Source organism: Undibacterium hunanense, assembly GCF_014284335.1.
Taxonomy (GTDB): domain Bacteria; phylum Pseudomonadota; class Gammaproteobacteria; order Burkholderiales; family Burkholderiaceae_D; genus Undibacterium; species Undibacterium hunanense.
Window position 1 is genome coordinate 1 of the sequence record NZ_JACOGF010000101.1, and the last position, 239, is coordinate 239.

A 239-nucleotide genomic window follows, 5' to 3' on the forward strand; every position below is an offset into this window, starting at 1 on the left:
GATGTCTTTCATCATGTACCAGTAAAAGAATTGTCCTTTGACTGTAGTTGGTAACCAGGTAATGTCCCAGCACCAGACTTGATTCGGGCTACTTGCCTGATGGGTAGTCAGGGGGCGTTTCTGTGGGGCCTTGCTTCTGCCTCGTCGTTGACCTTGCCCAGCGGCTTTCATGACGCGGTAAAAGCTCGATTCAGAGGCAAGGTAGATGCCTTGATCTGCCAGCTTGGGAACAATCTGGT

General features: G+C 51.0%; 1 pseudogene. It reads right to left on the reverse strand.

Going from position 1 to position 239, the window contains the following annotated elements:
- A pseudogene (locus tag H8L32_RS27645) lies at positions 1–239 on the reverse strand (IS3 family transposase); the annotation flags it as partial.